Raw genomic sequence first — 17,783 nt, forward strand, 5'->3', positions numbered from 1 at the left:
GCTACTAAATATTTAAACTCTGACATAATTCTCGAATCGATTGCATGGGAAAATAGAGTTTCATCGGACTATTTACAAAGGAACGAAAACCGTATTTACGATAGAAATAGACTGCTTTTTCATCTATAGCTTCGGCAATCACTGCAAGAGAAGCTACTTTTTCTGTTGCTTCTAACGATTTTTTGAGAGCATCAACCAATATTAATTCTTCTAAATGCTGACCTCGATATCTATTATCTACTGCCAGACGACCCAACAAAGTAGCAGGTAGAAGGGGATAGCGTGGCAAACGTTTGGCTAAGGAATTATCTATTTCTGTTATTTCGACGGTATAGGAAGAGAGAGTGTAGTATGCCATGATATTAGTATCGGGAGCATCGATTAAAACAAATACCGTTGCAATCTTTTTTTTCAAGTCTTGATTGGCTTGAGAGCGTATATAGCGATCTAGACTTTCTACTCCACAACTAAATTTTGAACGATTGTGTTGCTTGCAATCAAAAGGTTCAATCTGTAATACCATTGACTATGAACTACTCATGTCTACTTCGTTGAGCCATGAGTTTCTGACGTTTCAACTGAGTCAGTTGCTGAAAACCTCCGCAGTGTTTAACTTTGGGATTTTCAGTAGAGCTAGACCCATCTACGTCTAGAGAGGACAGTTCCTGCCTTATCACACCCATAACGCCTATAAAGCTTGCTGATTATAAGCTTTAGTGTTGTGAATATTTTATGCAAAGCTAGAGTAGTTAGTCAAATTATATAACGCTAACCATTCTAGCTTGTATAGTCACAAAAAGCTCCGACTGATGGGTCGAATAAAACCTTACAAGTCCCAGTAGCACCATTGCGATTCTTCCCTACAATTACTTCCATCACTCCATTATCCTCAGTGTCCGACTTGTAATATTCATCTCGATAAAGCATTAAAAGAAGATCGCCGTCTTGTTCAATATCTCCACTGTCTTTCAAGGAAGCCATAGCAGGACGCTTATTACTTTGAGATTCAACACCTCGGTTAATTTGAGCTAAGACAACAAATGGTACGTTAAACTGTTTGGCAATATCCTTACAAGCCCCACTATATTTGCCGATAACTTGCGCTCTATTCCCTGCTGCTCTGTCTCCTAGTTTCTGAATGTAGTCCAGTACAACTAATCCTAGTTCTCCTCTTTTCGATTGGATTTTCCTCAACTCAGAACGAATTTTAGCAGGGGTTAATTGTTCGGCTGGAGTGTCATTAATCTCGATGGGTAATTCAGCTAAATTACTCAAACCATTAACTAAAGAATCCATCTCATCTTCATAGATGACATTGTTCATTAATCTTTGAGAGTCAATGCCCGTGTGCATCGCTAGAAATCTCTTAGTCAACTGTTTTCTGGACATTTCAGCAGAAAAGAAGACTACTGGCTTTTTCTCTTTAATAGCAATGTGATTAGCCAGGTAACAAGCAAACCAAGACTTCCCCATACTCGGACGTGCTGCAACAATAATTAAATCCTGTTTAGTTAAACCACCAATTAAAGAATCCAAGTCGGTTAAACCAGTAGAAAAAAGAGGTAATGAACCTTGTTCTAATTCATTGAAGATATCAGCTAGACAGTCATTAATTGGTTCAGTAGTAAACTTATCTTTCTTATCAGTAGTTAGAGCGAAGAGCTTGGATTCAGCGAAGTCAAAGACTGTTTCTAATTCTATTGCTGTATCGTATCCTAAATCGACTATTTCATGACCAGCAGCAATTAAACGACGACGCTGATACTTATCTAAAACCAAGAGACTGTAGCGGTCAATATTAACGGCTGATACAGTACGATTTAACAGTTGTGCTAATTTAGTTGTACCTCCAACTTTTTCCAGTAATTTATGGTCTGATAGCCAAGTAGAAACAGTCATCAAATCTACTTGCTTATCTTTGTGATGTAACAAGAGTGCTGCTTTGTATATCTGTTGATGAGTAGAAATAGAAAAAGCTTCTACTGGTAGAATATCAGCAACAATGGTAATTGCCTTTGGGTCGAGTAATATTCCTCCTAAGATAGCTTCTTCAGCTTCAATGTTAGTGGGAGGTAAATGATTATCATTCATCTTTGTTAAAAATACTGCTTAGTTTCTTAAGTTGAGTCAAACTAACTTGTTCTTTTTGTGGTTTGTCGCCAGCCTTAACTATCTTTTGTTCGGGTTGATTTGGTTGTTGATGAATAGTTTCAGATTTAGTCCAACCTTCTTGAATTGCCTTATTCAACCAACCACCAGCATTAGGAATATCTTGTTTAGTAAGTTGGTCTTTTAAAGCTTCAATCGCATCTAATACTATTTCATCTGAAGCTGTATGAATAGTCTTAGTCAGGGTAGGATTTAACTTAACTCCTACCACTTGTAATTGAGTCAGAATATTGGAGCTAATATCACTCTGTTTTTTCTGATTAATTGGCGTGACTTTGGCATTAGTTAAAGATTGTTCTAACTCTTTTATTCTTGCCTTTAGGCGATTATTTTCTGCTTCTACTTGACGCAGTTCGATAACTTTACCTTGAGCTATTTCAATATGTTTTTTCAAGTCTTCGTTTTCATTACGTAACCGACGATTTTCTTGTCGTAATTTACTAATAATTACCGCTTTAGACTTGTCTGTAGCTGGTTGAAACTGAGGAGTTTTATTTACTATTCCTCCAATAGCTGCTTTTTGTTGGTTGCGTAGTTCGGCAAGACGATTTTTAATCTCAGGATATTTATAGAGGTAGCTAACAGATAATCCTGCTGCTTCTGCTATGGCGTTAAAAGTAATAGTTTCTCCAGAATCTAAGACTTGTTGAATCGCTTTTTCCAGTCTTTCTTCTGCATCTTTTTTCTTAGCTGCTGCTGCTTTGACTAATAGCTCTGGATTGCCTTTAGAGTTGTTACTAGGGCGAGACATTATTCTTTCTCCTCCCATTCATTATGACCAAGACCTCTCATGGTTTTGTGTTTTTCCATTCCAGAGATAATTCTCTTGAGTCTTTCCGCTCTGGGAACGTTCTTTTCTATCTGTCTTTGATAGCCTTTTTGACGAGCATTTTCGATAATTTTTTCTGTCTCTTTTAATTCCTGTTTATGGCTATCTAAGAAGTCTAAAGTTGTTACCCAACTACCACAGCTTTTACAAGGTAAATCTTGATGGGGACAAGTCTGTGTCCAGAGTAAAGTACAGTAACCATTATCTGTAGTTTGTACTCCCATTCCTTTCTTTATCCATTGCATTTCTGCTGTGTCTAAATCAGGATTAACAGGTGCTACTATTTCACCTTCCATGTTGAAGTGGGTATTGTCCCACACTTCTTTCATTTTCTTTTTCTGGTCGTCATTAGTCAGGTGAATATAGTGCATAGACATCGAAGGAGAAGCATGACCGCCACGCTGCATAATGTGAGCGATGCCCATACCTTTTCTAGCTAAATCTGTTAGATGAGTATGACGAAATCTGTGGCACTTCCAAACAGGATATATTTCACCAGAAATATCAGTAATGTTATGTTCGTGAGCCAATTGATGAAGATATCCTCTTATTAAAGGTTGTTTGATAAGTTTTTTAACAGGAATAAAATGAGAAAGTTCTCTTTTTACACTTGCCCTTCTTTTTGGGGTATTAGTATAGGATGCAAACCATCCACTACCTTCTGTGCTGCAAAACAAATAGCTAAAATCTCTTCCTAAGTTATTTTTAATAAACTCTTGCTGTTGTAAAATACTTTGAGCTAATTCTTTACTAATAAATAATCTGTCTTCTTTTTTAAGCTTTATTCTATATAAACTAACCCACCAATCTCCATCTGAATCTTGGCTAATACAATTTAGCTTTAAACTACATACTTCTGATATTCTCATTCCCGTTTCAATAAGAATACTAATTGCTATTTTTATTGGTTTTGGAAGAGAATCAAGATGTTGACGTATCTGTTTAATGACATCAGAAGGAATTTCTTTAATTATTTTTCTTTCAGCTTTAGGATAATCAGATTCAAAAATTAATTGTTTACTGCTAATCTCTATGAGATTGTTAGAATTACAAAATTCAAAAAAATACTTTAATGTAGTGATAAAGATAGATAATGATTTAGATACTTTTAAGTCTTGAGAAGCATAATTAATTGCTTCAATCACTAATAATCTATCTATATCCTGCGGTTTTACTGTCGCTCTTTTTTCGGTTAAATATCGTGAAAAACGTCTAAACTCTGTTAATTTTCTTAAAAGCTCGCTGGTGCTATATTGCGAAGAATTATACCAGATATAATCTTTCACAGTTTTTTTAAACCATTCAGGATTAATCATTGAGAAATTAGCTGTATATAAACCTCCAGTAGTTGCTTCTTTCCCAAAAACTCTTAAGTCCCATATATCATATATTCGCATTTCTTTGGGAGTAATATCCGAAGGTAATATATCTTTAGCAGACTGTAATTTTGGATTTTTATAGAAGAAACGACCACAATCATCACATTTATATTGTTGTCTTGCTTTCGATTTTGCCCAAGTTTTTACTTTTATACTGCAACATCTAGGACAAACTATTTCTTTGTCTTTAGACTTTGATATCGATATTTTTTGCATTTAATCTTCCTCGCACTTAGCTAAATACTGTTTGTAAGCAGCTTTTTGGTCTTTGTTTAACAAATGCACATAAGTATCAATTGTGGTTTGGATACTGGCATGACCTAAGCGTTCTTGAACATAAATTAAATCCATTCCTGCTCTAATTAATTCTGTAGCGTGGGTATGTCTTAATAAATGTGCTGTGGCTTCAATTCCTGTTTTTTCACTCAACCTTCTAAATAAACTTTGAGCAGTAGAATATCTCATGGGCGAACCGATTTCATTACGCCACATATTGATAAAGACATAATCAGAATCTACATCAGGAAAATCATCATCTAAAACGTAATTTTCATAAGCTTGAATTGTTTGTCTTGGTACGCTAATAATTCTTGTTTCACCATCTTTGACTCTGGCATCATTGAGATTATCATCACGGGGAATTACATGGATTTCATTCAATCCCATTTCACTGTGAATATCACTATGGCGTAACCCCAAAGCTTCCCCAATTCTCATACCTGAGTGATAGAGAAGTACAATTAAAAACTTGTCCCGAAGATTGGCACAATTATCAACTAAAGTTTGGACTTCTTCTTTAGTTAAACACCCAGGAAAAGTTCTAGGTTCTTTGACTTTTAATCTCTTAGTTTTTACCCTCTTATCTTTCTTCATCTCATAGAGAAGTGACTTATACCTTCTCTGGACTGGGTAGCTAGTTTGATACAGTTCTCGGCTTTCTATCCTCTGATTTCGGGCGTGAAACTCGTAAAACTGATAAATCACACTCATCATGATATTGACTGTCTTTTCCGTCCTTTTTGCCGTTTGTGGGGCAATAGAAGGAACACCAGGAATAGAATCGGGTAATTGTAGCCAGAGCATAAATTCCGCTAACTCTTTCTCCCAACATTGTGTCCAGTCGAGACTGTAAGCTTCCAAGTACTCAAAGAATAATTTCAAGTGGTGGGCGTAGTTCTTCAGCGTGTTTGGTGCTTTGCCTAACGCCATCAGGTGTTGCAGATAATCTGTGACTGGTTCGATAGGAAGATAGTCATCACTAAGTAAAACCCAACTGGTTTGACCTCGAATATTGACCTTCTGAACTCTCATTATATGCTTTGTGTAATTATCAAGATTTATATTTACACAAAACGTTAAAAAAGGCAATTATCTTGCCTTTGTTGTTGTTGTTTAATATATTAAATTAATGTTGTATAACCTGCCCCCTTGCCCAAGCTAAACATACTTGGGCTGCGTTAATATCTCGATCTTCAGTGTGCCGACAACTTTGATTAGAACAAACGTGAAGTCTATCACTTAAGCTTTTTTTGGTTAATTCCCAACATTTAACGCATCGCTGTGTTGGTTTTAAACTTTGAGTAGGAGCTTCGAGAAATACTCCACCAGCTTCTTTGACTTTATAAGCGATGGCATCTCTAAGCATACCTATTCCGACATCAAGCATAGAACGATTAAGACCAGTCTTCTGTCTTTTTCTTTTGCTACCAGAGGACGCTTTTCTAGTCATGTTTTTGATTTTAAGTTTCTCTGTGACAATGAGGGAATTACTCCGAACAATATCTACTGCCACTTGATGTACCCAGTTTTTACGGCGATTGGCTACTCTTTTCTTAAGTCGAGAAATTTTAGCCTGTATTTTTTTCCATCTGCTAGAGGCTTTACACTTTTTCTTTTCGGGCTTACGTTTTCTCCTTAGTTGCTTAGATAATCGGTTTATTTGATTTTGGGTATTAGTCAAAAATTTTGATGGTTCAACCAGAATGCCGTTGCTCATAGCAACAGCCGTTTTACAACCAAAATCTATTCCAATACTACCTTTTGCTGTTTCTCTAGTTGGCAAGCATTTAACTGTAACGCTGGCATACCATCTGCTATTGCGGTAGACAATCGTACAAGTAGTAGGTTGACCCCAAATACGAGCTTGTCCTCTCATTTGAATAATGATACCCAAGTCTCTTAATTCTAGATAACCATTTTTGCCACTGCTATGAACTTTAAAACCTTGACGAGCATCAGGGTATGTCCATCCAGAATAAGCTTTAAATGGCTTAAACTTAGGATATTTAGCTAATCCTTGAAAGAATCTAACAAAAGCAAAATCGACACGCTTTAATGTCGCTTGCAAAGAACCAGCATTTAACTCTTTGTACTCAATCCAAGTTTCTTTGAAGCCTGGTAATGATGCCTGTTGCTCAAAGTAATCTACTGAATGAGCAAATTTTTGATATTGAGTTTTGCGGTTAGCTACTGCTGCATTATACAAGTAGGCGTGCATTCTTCTTGCCCAGAACATTTTTTGTTCTTGAGCAGTAGAAGGATAAAGCCTAAATGTAATGCGCCGTGTTAACATAGTTACCCAACTGACCTGTAGCTAGTATAACATGAGACCTAACAAGGGTTCGCATTCGGTTTATTCAATTCATTTGCACTTAGTTCTAGTGACTAAATATCGTCGTAAGGTAATTACTTCTGCGATGATTGCTCGAATGACTGAAGTGTTTCAAAACATCTGCAAGAAGAAAAAAAGCTTGATGCTTCAGTTCGATGGAGAATCAGATCACGTGCATCTTTTAATCGATCTTCACCCCGACAACAATATCTCTCAACTGGTAGCTAGTCTCAAAAGCGCATCTAGTAGAATAATTAGAAAAGAATTTGAAACTGAAGTCTCGAAAACCTATTCCAAACCTGTATTTTGGTCTGGCTCGTACTATGTCGCTTCCTGTGGTGGCGTAACGATAGAAAGACTGAGGAAGTATATCGATGAACAAGATACTCCCTTAGACTAATTCTCGGGCATCGAGCCGTCGAATTAGTTCGCTATTCCGAGGGGCTGTGGGCTGAATTCACTTCAGCCCTTTATAAGCCCCGTTCCCTACCCTACTTCGTTGAGGGTAGGGACACTCGCGAGAAAGTTGTATTTTTTGTCGTAATGCGCGTTCGCGATTCGGATTTTTAATCCGCAGAGTCGCATTGCTTCTTGTAACGAAGAGCTGCTATTTTTAAAGCTTCTGATAGCTGCGGTGGTTCGAGCAAAGCTGCGACAAAAGCTTCGCTGTCTTCACGATTTAGTTTTAGTGTTTGATGGCGTTGAATAACTTCAAATGCTGCCTCTTGTACGCTAGCAATCACAAAGTCGGTTAGAGTCCGTCCCTCTAAATCGGCTGCTTTTTGCCACAATGCTTTTACCTCTGGCGAGACACGGGCTTCTAATCTAGCTGAAGATTTGTTTGTTGACTTAGCCATACCAAGCAAAACGTAAATAAGTTATTTATTATTTTTATTGTACGGCATTTTGACGTATTATCTTGAGTAGAATAAAAGTTGGCTTGAGAAAAATCAGTAACAATCTCTTGAGATGGAGTAATGCAAACAGACAAAGCTGGGGATTCAACTCTGTTGGAGCAATCACAGCCGTAGGCTTTAACTGCTGCCAATACTCCCTGGCGATCCGAGTAAAGCGATCTCGAAGAGATCCGCTTCGCGGTGCGCGCGTAAGCAAATCGCTCGATTGCCTCTTCTGATGGAAAAGGGGAGCATCTGGATGTTCGCGCTTGATTAGCTCTCGATAGTTGGCTTCTAATTCGGTTAAAGTTTTGGGTTCTCCCAAAATTCTCATAGCCGGGCTTTCTTCCGTACCATTGAGAGGCTATCCTGCTGGTAACAAACGATTGGTTAAAAGTAATACGGAAAAGTTTTTAAATTCTTCCAGTTTTTGTTTTTTCTGCTCTAATTGCCGTTCTTTTTCTTGCAATTGTGATTCCAATTTTTCGATCTGCAATAAAAAAAGTGGAAAAATTTCTTCCCTAACGGGATTGCACTCAACAGGTCGATTGGATATGCGTTGTCTTTCCGAAAACATCCCTCAACCTCAAAATTTAGTTTCACTTCATATAACAAAGTAATGAAATCTCTCCCTCTTAAATACAGACCGCAACAACTAGAAGACTTAATCGGACAGGAGTTTATTAAAACCACTCTCAAAAATGCCCTGTCAGCCAAAAAAATCGCACCAGCATATTTATTTTCAGGACCAAGAGGAACGGGTAAAACCTCTACCGCCCGAATCTTAGCCAAATCCCTCAATTGTTTGGCAGTCGAACAGCCTACAATCAAACCCTGTGGAGAATGCAGTTCTTGTCGCAGTATCGAACGCAGTAATGCTATTGATGTCACTGAAATTGATGCTGCATCCCATAATGGGGTAGACAATGCTAGAGAATTGATTGAGTTAAGTCACCTCGCTCCCGCTCAAGTTCGCTACAAAGTGTTTATCTTGGATGAGTCACAAATGCTCACCTCAGCAGCGCAAAATACCTTACTCAAGCTGTTGGAAGAGCCTCCAGAGAGAACCATTTTTATTTTATGCACTACAGAACTGCATAAGATTTTGCCAACAATCGTTTCTCGCTGTCAGCTATTTAACTTTAAATCCCTCTCCCAAACGGCTGTAATAGACTATTTAAGTCAGATAGCTACTACTGAAGAAATCGATCTCACTCCTGAAGCGATCGCTGCTATTTCAAAATCGGGTTTGGGTAGTCTCAGAGATTCCCTACAATTATTGTCTCAACTTCAAGTGTTACGGCAACAAATTACCTTAGACAACGTAATTGAAGCTGTTGGTGGCATTAGTTCACAACAAATGTGGAAATTGATGACGAACTTAGTTAAAGAAGATGTCCTCAACGTCCTACTAATAGCCAGAAATCTCATCCAAATGGGAAAGTCACCCCAATTAATCCTCCAAGATTTACTCAATTGTCATCGAGATTTATTGTTAGTTAAAGCAACTCAAAAAGATGGCAAATCCTTGCTTTCTAGTAATCTCGAATATAGTAAACTGGACCAATTAGCCAGCAAAATTAGTTGGCATCACATCGAGCGCAATCTCGAACAACTCCAAAAAAGAGAACAGCAGCTTCGATTTAGTATTAACAATGCCGTTTGGTTGGAAACTTGTCTGTTAAATATGATGGACTCTACCAGCATTAATGAAACTCAAACACTTCTAAATAATCGACAACACCGAACCAAAACCCAAAAATCGACTGCCAATCTGGGTCAATTGTGGGCAAAGATCGTTAACAGTACCGAGTTATCTAACCAAAAAATGCTGTCTCATGCCAGTTTAATCGACTTAGATCGAGAGTTAAATTTTGCCGTACTAGCAGTAGAATCCAAGTACGTAGCTAAGTTCCAGAAAAACGTTACTCACCTCTCTCGTATCATAACCCACAGTTTGAGGCAGCAGCAGCCTATTAAAGTCATTATTGAGGAGCAGCAATGATACTAATATTAGTAGGAGAAGACCGCCACGGTATCGAACAGGAGATAAATAAGTACAAGCATCAAATTCCCCAACAGTGGCAAACCCTCAACTACAAGCGTTATGGTTGCGAGCAATTGTCAGAAGCGATTATGGATGCAGTTAGTTTCAGTTTCGGTGACTGTCAGAAAGTAGTAGTGATTGAGAATTGTAACTTTAGAGAGTTCGGAATCGCTGGTTTAGAACTGCTACAATCCATTGCCAAATTACCCGAATCTACTGATTTAATCTTTACTGCTAGCTCGATAGATCGGCGACTGAAAGTAGCTAAATTCCTGCTCGAACGAGGAAAAGTCGTCGAACACAAACTAATTCCACCTTGGCGAGAGGATTTACTCATCAAAGCTGTAGAAACTGAAGCCAAAGACATTGGATTAAAGCTCACCAAGGATGCTGTTCGATATTTAGCTAATGCCATTGGCAATGATTCAGAACGCAGGAGTAAAGAGTTAGAAAAGGTAGGAATCTACGCTCTCGATTCTAAATTAAACAAATCTCAAGTAGCTAATTTTGTGCCAATTAATACTCAAACTAGCTTGCAGTTGGCTGCTGCGATTAAAGCAGGACAGGCTTTATTGGTTGCCCAACTGACTGAAGAACTTTTAGCTAAAGGCGAACCTCAATTGAAGATTATTGCGACTCTCATTACTCAATTTAGGACTTGGTTGTGGACGAAATTGGCAATTGCTTCTGGAATTAAAACTAATGCTGACATTGCCAAGGTGGCTAATGTGGAAAATGTCAATCGAGTTTACTATCTGCGTCAGGAAGTAGCTAAATGTTCCCTCTCAAGTCTGGCTCGTACTGTGGTTCTTTTGTTCGAGCTACAAATTGCTTGTCAACAGGGGATGAAAACAGATTGCTTGCAGTCAAAATTGTTACTGGTTTGCGAACGATTTCAACCTCGAGATAAATACAGGTGAACTCTATCGCTCGTCCAAGTCGCTACTCCTGCACGAGACATCCTCACTATTTCTGTTGACGTAGCTGGCGAAACTCCTCGACCAGTTCTTCTTCGCTAATTCCTTTCTCCTCTAGTAAGCCATCCAAATGAGCGTTGTTTTCCCGTTGGTTTTTCGTTAGTATTGAATCAGGAGGTTTAAATTATGTTACAAGCCAACCGTAAACCTGGATTATTTAGCTTGCGCCTCGGTCAAACTTGGAAATCATTTGAAAAGTTCCGCACCGAAGGAGCAAAAGCATTATCGACCATTAAAGATGGTGCAGTTGCTACTCTGACGACAAAAACAGGACAATACCGCATTATAGAAGAACGCGATTTCCAACAGATGTATGGTTTAGCACGTGATGTAGATCGGCTTCGTGGTGGATTGAGAATGGTTACAGTAGCCGTTAAAGCTGCTCAAAAACATCCCGACCGTGAAAACCTGGAGGTATTAGCCGAGGCGGTTGCCATGTTAGGAGAGTTGCCAGAACTCCCTACCAGAGATAGTTTTGAATCTTTGATGCCTGAAAATACAGATTTTGATGACGATGATGATGTCATGCTCGATTCCAATCAAATCGAGCGTCCTTTCAGCAATGCAACTCCTATCTTGGAGGATAAATTCGATTGAATGCAGCAGCTAAAACTCCAGAGAGTTTAAAAGAATTAGAGATAAGTCTTCAAAACCTTTCCCATGACCTTCAATCTCTCACGATTATCCAATCTTTTGCTCAAAAAATCGGTAAAACTAAAGCACGACAAAAACTTTTTAATACCAATGGTGCATTAGTACGACCTCCCATAGAATATCAAGTGTTCATAGATAAAGGTTTAATCTCTCCAGAAGAAGACCCCTTTATCTTGTTGCAAGGAGATATTATCAGTTCTGATGCTGCTTACTTTATGGGAGAGCGCATTACAGGTATGAAGTTTGCCATTGCTAGTTCTACCTGCGACCTCGTACCCAATCGCCGCCAGTACGCTACCTTGCTACGACTACAGCCAATTACCGTCGATAATCCTTATGCCAAGCAGCTTCTAGGGGAGATGCTTAAGTTTACTTCGACTCAAAGAATGTATCTTCCACCATTACCAGGTGATAGGGATACCGTTTTAGCCAATGCCATACTCTTCGATGGATTAGTTCAAATAAGACTGGAAGATTTATTGATGTCGACACGCCATGCCAGCTTAAGTTTGGTGGGATGGCGTATTTTTGGTTCTCTCGTGCGTACCATCATGGTTAGAGCGGGAGAAAGTGAGGTGAAAATGAGAACTAGTCTTCAAACAGAATAAAGTAATAAATTTATTTGTTGCAATAATTCGTATTTACTCCAATTTCTTAGCTAACGCCATTTATAGCTAAAAAATCAAGACTTACAACTATTAATGGCAGTTATTACTTTAAAAGAGCTAGTTTCTCTCAATCGACAACATTCTTCTCCTCTAGCTAACTTTCAAACTTCAAAGCAAACAATACAACAACAGCAGTTTCAATTACTAGTCAGACAAAAGCGAATGGGTTTAAACATCAAACCCTTACTCAATCCTCAGCTTGCTCTTTGGCTCGAACAGCTTGAAAGTTTTATTCCTGGAATATTTGAGTCGCGTAAAAAAATTTATCTCGACAGTAGATGGAAAGCCCAACTTAAAATAGATGAAGCCAATTACTGGCTTGAAGTTCCGATTAATGCTGGAGTAGTTAAGACCAAAGTTCGGCTTTATGAATGGAGAATTGGCAGTGCCAAACTCAACTGGAGCGACAGGGTCAAGCTTTGGGTAGCCTGCCGATATCTTCATCTTCAATATCAACCCGAAGATTTATGGATGGTTATTTGTGCTTTTTCATCCCAACATAATAGTTATATTCAAAAACTATGCTGGAATCAAAAAGATGACCGTACCATCGAACGAGAACTAATATCCTTACTTTCAGAAGATACTTTAAAAAGTCCTCCCCAGCAAGTAGATAAATATTGCCAATACTTAACTAATTTCGATGAAATCGAAGAAATAAAGTTGTGACAAACCCACAGGGTAAACCCGTGTAGGCTTCCTACTTCGACGATACTTGACTAGACATAGCTATTGCCGTATCCCCGTCAGCGGTATCTCCATAGGCTAACACCGCCCGTCCCGTCGCCTAAAGGCAAGACGAGTATTCTCACTCGCAGATATAAAAAAGCATTTTTCTTTTACAGCAATTTAGATCGATGTCACAGCTATCAAATACTCGATCTAGTTAGATAGGAATTGTAACTTGGCGAGCGATAAAGCTATGTCGAACGAGCTTCTCGTCAGAAACGTCTATTGCCCACGCTAAACACCACAATGAATTTACCACAAGATAAATACGTCTACTCTGGAAAAGCTGCCGCTCTTCTTGAGGTTAGTAATAAAACCTTAATTAAATGGGTCAAACAAGGACATATAAATTGCCTCAGACAGGGAAAAAATCGCAAGTTTTCCCTAGCAGAAATAGAAAAGTTTAAACAAAGTTCTTTCTACCGCAGTCGAAATCCAAAGTTTACCTTGATTTATGTTCGTGCCGAAAACAGTTTAGAAAGGAGAAATTTAGTAGAAAAAGCTAGAGATTATTGTCAACGAAATAGCTGGACGGAAATAGCTATCTCTGAATCAACTCAACCCCAAAATTGTCTGAATACTCTATATTTTCAACAAGCTTTCAACTATTTCTTTGAAAGAAAAATAGAAAGACTAATATGTTGTAAAAACCAGGATGAAGTCAGTCGTTTTTTTAGCACTTTAGTCAAACATCGAGGTATAGAGGTTTTAGATTTACTTAATCTTTAATGGTTTTAGATAAAGCTATTATGAAGAGTTCCAGAACGAGGTAAGTATTTTTAACAATAACTAGCCAAATTAAGCGTCCCATGAATTAAAAATTATATAGATGTAAATAAATAAAATACGGAATTAATCATGTTGAAAACAAAAGTTCTTCTGATTGAAACTGACCCAGCTATTGCTTTAGGCTTGCCAGAATTAATCCATCAAAAAGTTCAATCGGAAATAGTCGTTGATGTTTCCACTAATCATGAAGATGGTCTATCAAAAGCACTTAGCTTAAAACCAGACTTAATTTTGATGGACTTGAATCATGGCAAAGGTTTGACTTTAGCAGAACAAATTAAAAATGTTCTTCCCGAAATAAAAATTCTATTTCTTTCAGCTACTTTGAGCAATCAACAAGATTTAATTTGCCTCATAGCAGATGGCTATAATGGCTTTTGTCTTAAAGGTATGGAAGTTGATGAGTTAATTGAAGCAATTCGAGTTACTCAAAAAAATGAAGATAGTATTTATTTAGATGCCAGAATCGTTAGCGATTTGAGAAAACAAATTAGTCGTTTAAAGTATGTTACTGACGAAACTAATGAAGAAATTACTCATCTGTTGGCAGAATTTACAACCAGACAAAAAGACGTACTCAAGTTACTTTTACAGGGAAAAGATGAAACTGAAATTAGCAAACTACTGGAAATTTCTTACTATACGGTTCGCTCTCATTTAAATGCGATTAGAAACAAGTTAGTCGCAAAAAGCAAATCGGAAGTGATTGCTAAATGCTGGAGTATGGGTTTAGCTTATGCACTGTGACTAGGGACCTCAATTCCACGAATTTAACTCTTTTGTACTGATTTTGCCTTGCGACGACTAGAAAGAGCGATCGCTCTACCCGCTTGATTCAATTCTTCGATTAACTTCTGGGTTTGAGGTTGTGCCGCTACTGCCAATGAATCAGTTAGTTCTTCTGGTAATGGTAATAACCTGGCTGCTGCTTCAATTCTTTTATTTAACTCATTAGTAATCCAATCTCGCTCTTCAGTTACTTCTAATTCCTCGGTATTCGAGTGAGCAATTTTTTCTTGCTGTCGCTCGCACCGCGCAATTAGTTGAGCTTTAATAGATTTATCCCATAGTTGTTCTGACTGTTTTGCCCTCTGTTTATCTTGCTTGGAAATAGGTATTTTCAACAGGTTCGGAAATAAAGCTTCTCTGCCATTACCATAGGCAGGAGAGGTAATAACACATTTTCCTTCGGGGAAGCGGAGAATTTCATCGGCAGTTATCAAGGGTTTTTTATGGATTTGTTCGCTCCAGTTAACCGAACGAGAGCCATGTCTGCCCATCGATCTTCCCGTAGAACGGTTTTTAATTAAAACTTCAGTTTCTCCATAACGCTTGGAATAACTATCGGCAGTTTCTACATCCCCTGGATTAAATAATACGTGAGTTGAGAGGGCGGAAGCGATCGCTTTTCCTTTTTGATTTCCGTAGGTTTCATAGAGTTGATTGAGACTTTGAATGCCGATTATCGGTACTCCCCCGTTACTGCGATATTCGTTAACGTAGTTTACCGTGCGGTCTAAGTAAATTGAGGGAAATTCATCGAGGGAGTAGACATAGGGACAATCTCTTTTTTCTGATAAGTTTTCAACTATACACAGGTGAATGTTAGTAGCTAATAAAGGTGCGAGGATCGACCTGCGTTTATCATCCAGTTTGAATATCGTTAGCTGCTTTCTCTTCTGTTTGAGGGGAATGGTACTCCTGCCAATAAAAGCTCGCAGCAAATCTTTCTGGATAAAAGCACTGTAGGTAGTCTCGGCAGTAGCTTTAATACCCGCTACCGTTTTTTCCGCATCCTTGCTCGATAGAAATGTAGCGAAGGTAGAAGCAATCCATGGATCTAAGCGATGTTCGTCTTCTCGATATACCGCATATTCTAATCTCTGAATAAATTGAGGCAGGCGAGCTAGAGCATAAACCATAGCTAAGTCTGGATATTTACTCGATTTAGCTAGCTGTAGCAATCCTTTGGCTAGCATTGCCCCATTGAGCTGAAAAAATGAGTCTCCTTTGCTATTTTTAACCCCAGGTGAATTTTGGATAATTATCTGTCCGATTTCCCCTGCCATAGTTGCATCTTGGGGACTGTCCATAAAGTCGAGAGGATTGATTACTCCACTGTAGGGTTCCCCTGGAGCAAATACCCGAACGCTATAACCGTAGCGAGTAGCTAAAGCTGCGTGTAGCTCCATCTGGTCGCCCTTTTTATCATAGATCGTGACGGGCAATCCCTGTTGATAGGCACTTTCGATGACGCGATCGATTACTGAAAAAGTTTTACCAGAACCAGGTGCGCCAATTACTAAAATACCCCGTTCGGCATGGGGAAACCAAACAGTCGGAGAAGCACCCAAGATTGTCTGCCAACTCGCACCGATTCCCCTTAACTTTCCTTTGAACCAATAATTAGGAGTACCACTCCAAAGAGTACAGGGTTGACATTGACCTTGTTTGACGCTTTCTATCTGCTTAATAGCTTTCTTAGTCGCCTGTAGCTTGTCACCATTGTTGGCAAACCTACCGCTAGTTATCTTATTGGTTTTCTTTCCTAAAAATAGAGATACAACTAATAAGCCAGCCAAAATACCCAACATTGTCAGAGTATCTGAATTATTTAATCCAGTTAAAACTTCATCAAAACTATTAGAAGTAGTTGCCGTTTTAGTAGTAGCTATAATTATATTCTGCTGATTAATATCATTCATTTCTATCTTTTTAAAAAGGCTAGGTTCCCTACACCATGCATTCACCAAATATCTGGTCTTCAAATAATTCTTAAAGCAGGCTATCGCCTTTTTAGTTTGGTAATTTTAGGCTAATTTTTAACAAAAAAATGGTTGAATCTAAAACCAACAAAAGTAAAAAAGCTGCAATTGATTCTGAGTTAGAAATTGATGAAGAATTACTAGATACTCAATACAATGAAGCTCGTCCTCCTTCTCTACCCTATGGCATTGTCATCAACGACCGCCCTGCGGGAATTTTAATTCCAGAAGACCAGTTAGAAAGAGCTAATTGGTATCAAAAAGAGCTCGACTTAACTACAGTCGATTTAACCGAACCAGTAACGGGGTTACTATTAGATCGAGTTCGTTTATTGGTATTAGCAACCACTCCCGAATACGTGCGTTGGAAAAACGATGAAGATAACCTGGGTGAAAAGGCTGGTACTTTAGTCGCTCTTTATGAAGAATATCGTTCTAAACTCAATAAGAAGACTCAGGATGTTTGCTCCAAGCATGCCATGATGTTTCTCGACAAAAACAATCAACCCCTACACGAAATTCCTATTGTCGTTACCTTTAAAAATGTCGCTTTATGGTCGTTTAAATCAGCCAAAGAAGAACATTATCGCAAACTAGAAAAAGTCTTTGCCCAATATACCAATCAACCTTATAGCAATAAAAACGATAAATGGCGTTCTTTAGGGGTACTTTACACCAAGTTTAAAGCAGTTAAAGAAGGCAAAGGTAGCAACAAATCTTTCTGTTGTAAAACCGATCGAATTGTCGAACCAACTATTAGTAATTTTTCCCTTCTCTTCTTGGGTAAACCCGAACGCAAACAGCAAGTCTGGCAGATACATGAAACCATTACTGGATTTGAATCTAGCGATAAACTGTTAGCTGCTGGTGATGAAGACGCTTCTGTTGAAATATTACCTCCTGCTAGCAATCCTAAAACTCGCAAGATCGAACAGATAGAGGACGAAGACGATTTTGAGTTAGATGAGGATGATTACCTCAATGATGATTTCGACGACTAAAAATTGTTATCCCAACCAAGAAAATATTTTTCTCGTATTAGTAATTAAGACCAGATTTGCCAAATGATTCCAGTTATTAGTTGAAACAGAGAAGGTAGAGCCAGTAATCCAATTATCCCCACTCTGAACCAATTAGCAAAAATAGCTAGTTTTCGCTCGGGTCGGGGGATGTTTTTCTTGTCTGTAGTTTTCATGTCTGATTAATACTTGATTGATTATCTAAAGATTACAACTCAATTAAGTCTTATCCAATTGCTTTATCTACCCAA

General features: G+C 38.3%; 19 protein-coding genes. 9 read left to right on the forward strand and 10 right to left on the reverse strand.

Annotated elements, in window-relative coordinates; genetic code table 11:
• Window positions 1–4 precede the first annotated feature (4 nt).
• The 6 genes from STA7437_RS22410 to STA7437_RS22435 all read right to left on the reverse strand — a co-directional run bounded on the left by STA7437_RS22410 (window position 5) and on the right by STA7437_RS22435 (window position 6,949).
• Window positions 5–523 carry a GNAT family protein gene (locus STA7437_RS22410; protein WP_015211926.1) on the reverse strand — a complete coding sequence of 173 codons (519 nt, stop codon included), beginning with the start codon at window positions 521–523 and terminating at the stop codon, window positions 5–7.
• Window positions 524–777: 254 nt separating this feature from the next.
• On the reverse strand, window positions 778–2,091 hold the full coding sequence (gene dnaB / locus STA7437_RS22415; RefSeq protein WP_015194566.1) for a replicative DNA helicase: 1,314 nt from the start codon (window positions 2,089–2,091) through the stop codon (window positions 778–780).
• Window positions 2,084–2,920: a DUF6262 family protein gene (locus tag STA7437_RS22420; RefSeq protein WP_015194567.1), complete on the reverse strand. Its 837-nt coding sequence runs from the start codon at window positions 2,918–2,920 to the stop codon at window positions 2,084–2,086. The genes dnaB and STA7437_RS22420 overlap by 8 nt, the downstream gene beginning before the upstream one ends.
• Window positions 2,920–4,593, reverse strand: coding sequence for a tyrosine-type recombinase/integrase (locus tag STA7437_RS22425; protein WP_015194568.1), 1,674 nt, complete (start codon window positions 4,591–4,593; stop codon window positions 2,920–2,922). The genes STA7437_RS22420 and STA7437_RS22425 overlap by 1 nt, the downstream gene beginning before the upstream one ends.
• On the reverse strand, window positions 4,594–5,688 hold the full coding sequence (locus STA7437_RS22430; RefSeq protein ID WP_015194993.1) for a tyrosine-type recombinase/integrase: 1,095 nt from the start codon (window positions 5,686–5,688) through the stop codon (window positions 4,594–4,596).
• Window positions 5,689–5,782: 94 nt separating this feature from the next.
• Complete coding sequence (locus STA7437_RS22435) at window positions 5,783–6,949, reverse strand: RNA-guided endonuclease InsQ/TnpB family protein (RefSeq protein WP_015211927.1); 1,167 nt, start codon at window positions 6,947–6,949, stop codon at window positions 5,783–5,785.
• Window positions 6,950–6,980: 31 nt separating this feature from the next.
• Here STA7437_RS22435 and tnpA point away from each other — a divergent pair, with 31 nt between their 5' ends.
• Window positions 6,981–7,388, forward strand: coding sequence for an IS200/IS605 family transposase (gene tnpA, locus STA7437_RS22440; RefSeq protein WP_015211928.1), 408 nt, complete (start codon window positions 6,981–6,983; stop codon window positions 7,386–7,388).
• A gap of 166 nt (window positions 7,389–7,554) precedes the next feature.
• On the opposite strand, the gene STA7437_RS22445 is transcribed toward tnpA, so the two are convergent.
• Genes STA7437_RS22445 through STA7437_RS22455 form a run of 3 tightly spaced genes read right to left on the reverse strand, consistent with a single transcriptional unit; the run spans window position 7,555 to window position 8,461 of the window.
• Entirely contained in the window at window positions 7,555–7,845 is a 291-nt protein-coding gene (locus STA7437_RS22445) for a type II toxin-antitoxin system TacA family antitoxin (protein ID WP_015211929.1), read from the reverse strand.
• 34 nt (window positions 7,846–7,879) lie between these two features.
• Window positions 7,880–8,218 carry a hypothetical protein gene (locus STA7437_RS22450; protein ID WP_041620434.1) on the reverse strand — a complete coding sequence of 113 codons (339 nt, stop codon included), beginning with the start codon at window positions 8,216–8,218 and terminating at the stop codon, window positions 7,880–7,882.
• Window positions 8,219–8,248: 30 nt separating this feature from the next.
• Entirely contained in the window at window positions 8,249–8,461 is a 213-nt protein-coding gene (locus tag STA7437_RS22455) for a hypothetical protein (protein ID WP_015211930.1), read from the reverse strand.
• A 42-nt stretch (window positions 8,462–8,503) separates the two neighbouring features.
• Here STA7437_RS22455 and dnaX point away from each other — a divergent pair, with 42 nt between their 5' ends.
• The 7 genes from dnaX (at window position 8,504) to STA7437_RS22490 (ending at window position 14,495) form a co-directional block, all read left to right on the forward strand.
• On the forward strand, window positions 8,504–9,889 hold the full coding sequence (dnaX, locus tag STA7437_RS22460; protein ID WP_015211931.1) for a DNA polymerase III subunit gamma/tau: 1,386 nt from the start codon (window positions 8,504–8,506) through the stop codon (window positions 9,887–9,889).
• Window positions 9,886–10,851, forward strand: coding sequence for a DNA polymerase III subunit delta (holA, locus tag STA7437_RS22465; RefSeq protein WP_015211932.1), 966 nt, complete (start codon window positions 9,886–9,888; stop codon window positions 10,849–10,851). The genes dnaX and holA overlap by 4 nt, the downstream gene beginning before the upstream one ends.
• Before the next feature lie 183 nt (window positions 10,852–11,034).
• Complete coding sequence (locus STA7437_RS22470) at window positions 11,035–11,505, forward strand: hypothetical protein (protein ID WP_015211933.1); 471 nt, start codon at window positions 11,035–11,037, stop codon at window positions 11,503–11,505.
• Window positions 11,502–12,170 (forward strand): hypothetical protein, encoded by a 669-nt coding sequence (locus tag STA7437_RS22475; RefSeq protein ID WP_015211934.1) that lies wholly within the window; start codon window positions 11,502–11,504, stop codon window positions 12,168–12,170. Before STA7437_RS22470 ends, STA7437_RS22475 begins: the two co-directional genes overlap by 4 nt.
• Before the next feature lie 93 nt (window positions 12,171–12,263).
• Window positions 12,264–12,899 (forward strand): hypothetical protein, encoded by a 636-nt coding sequence (locus tag STA7437_RS22480; RefSeq protein ID WP_015211935.1) that lies wholly within the window; start codon window positions 12,264–12,266, stop codon window positions 12,897–12,899.
• Between the two features lie 306 nt (window positions 12,900–13,205).
• Complete coding sequence (locus STA7437_RS22485) at window positions 13,206–13,688, forward strand: helix-turn-helix domain-containing protein (protein ID WP_015211936.1); 483 nt, start codon at window positions 13,206–13,208, stop codon at window positions 13,686–13,688.
• 129 nt (window positions 13,689–13,817) lie between these two features.
• Complete coding sequence (locus STA7437_RS22490; protein ID WP_015211937.1) at window positions 13,818–14,495, forward strand: LuxR C-terminal-related transcriptional regulator; 678 nt, start codon at window positions 13,818–13,820, stop codon at window positions 14,493–14,495.
• A 23-nt stretch (window positions 14,496–14,518) separates the two neighbouring features.
• On the opposite strand, the gene STA7437_RS22495 is transcribed toward STA7437_RS22490, so the two are convergent.
• Entirely contained in the window at window positions 14,519–16,453 is a 1,935-nt protein-coding gene (locus STA7437_RS22495; RefSeq protein WP_015211938.1) for a type IV secretory system conjugative DNA transfer family protein, read from the reverse strand.
• A 128-nt stretch (window positions 16,454–16,581) separates the two neighbouring features.
• Between STA7437_RS22495 and STA7437_RS22500 the strand changes: the two genes are divergently transcribed.
• Window positions 16,582–17,514, forward strand: a complete 933-nt coding sequence (locus tag STA7437_RS22500) for a DUF5895 domain-containing protein (protein ID WP_015211939.1) — start codon at window positions 16,582–16,584, stop codon at window positions 17,512–17,514.
• The last annotated feature ends 269 nt before the right edge of the window (window positions 17,515–17,783 follow it).

This window comes from Stanieria cyanosphaera PCC 7437, from assembly GCF_000317575.1.
In the GTDB taxonomy this organism is placed as follows: Bacteria; Cyanobacteriota; Cyanobacteriia; order Cyanobacteriales; family Xenococcaceae; genus Stanieria; species Stanieria cyanosphaera.

Excerpts from the sequence above, each read along its gene's own strand:
- STA7437_RS22410 (WP_015211926.1), bottom strand. The coding sequence starts at position 523 with ATGGTATTACAGATTGAACCTTTTGATTGCAAGCAACACAATCGTTCA.
- dnaB (WP_015194566.1), bottom strand. The coding sequence starts at position 2,091 with ATGAATGATAATCATTTACCTCCCACTAACATTGAAGCTGAAGAAGCT.
- STA7437_RS22420 (WP_015194567.1), bottom strand. The coding sequence starts at position 2,920 with ATGTCTCGCCCTAGTAACAACTCTAAAGGCAATCCAGAGCTATTAGTC.
- STA7437_RS22425 (WP_015194568.1), bottom strand. The coding sequence starts at position 4,593 with ATGCAAAAAATATCGATATCAAAGTCTAAAGACAAAGAAATAGTTTGT.
- STA7437_RS22430 (WP_015194993.1), bottom strand. The coding sequence starts at position 5,688 with ATGAGAGTTCAGAAGGTCAATATTCGAGGTCAAACCAGTTGGGTTTTA.
- STA7437_RS22435 (WP_015211927.1), bottom strand. The coding sequence starts at position 6,949 with ATGTTAACACGGCGCATTACATTTAGGCTTTATCCTTCTACTGCTCAA.
- tnpA (WP_015211928.1), top strand. The coding sequence starts at position 6,981 with ATGAGACCTAACAAGGGTTCGCATTCGGTTTATTCAATTCATTTGCAC.
- STA7437_RS22445 (WP_015211929.1), bottom strand. The coding sequence starts at position 7,845 with ATGGCTAAGTCAACAAACAAATCTTCAGCTAGATTAGAAGCCCGTGTC.
- STA7437_RS22450 (WP_041620434.1), bottom strand. The coding sequence starts at position 8,218 with ATGAGAATTTTGGGAGAACCCAAAACTTTAACCGAATTAGAAGCCAAC.
- STA7437_RS22455 (WP_015211930.1), bottom strand. The coding sequence starts at position 8,461 with ATGTTTTCGGAAAGACAACGCATATCCAATCGACCTGTTGAGTGCAAT.
- dnaX (WP_015211931.1), top strand. The coding sequence starts at position 8,504 with ATGAAATCTCTCCCTCTTAAATACAGACCGCAACAACTAGAAGACTTA.
- holA (WP_015211932.1), top strand. The coding sequence starts at position 9,886 with ATGATACTAATATTAGTAGGAGAAGACCGCCACGGTATCGAACAGGAG.
- STA7437_RS22470 (WP_015211933.1), top strand. The coding sequence starts at position 11,035 with ATGTTACAAGCCAACCGTAAACCTGGATTATTTAGCTTGCGCCTCGGT.
- STA7437_RS22480 (WP_015211935.1), top strand. The coding sequence starts at position 12,264 with ATGGCAGTTATTACTTTAAAAGAGCTAGTTTCTCTCAATCGACAACAT.
- STA7437_RS22485 (WP_015211936.1), top strand. The coding sequence starts at position 13,206 with ATGAATTTACCACAAGATAAATACGTCTACTCTGGAAAAGCTGCCGCT.
- STA7437_RS22490 (WP_015211937.1), top strand. The coding sequence starts at position 13,818 with ATGTTGAAAACAAAAGTTCTTCTGATTGAAACTGACCCAGCTATTGCT.
- STA7437_RS22495 (WP_015211938.1), bottom strand. The coding sequence starts at position 16,453 with ATGAATGATATTAATCAGCAGAATATAATTATAGCTACTACTAAAACG.
- STA7437_RS22500 (WP_015211939.1), top strand. The coding sequence starts at position 16,582 with ATGGTTGAATCTAAAACCAACAAAAGTAAAAAAGCTGCAATTGATTCT.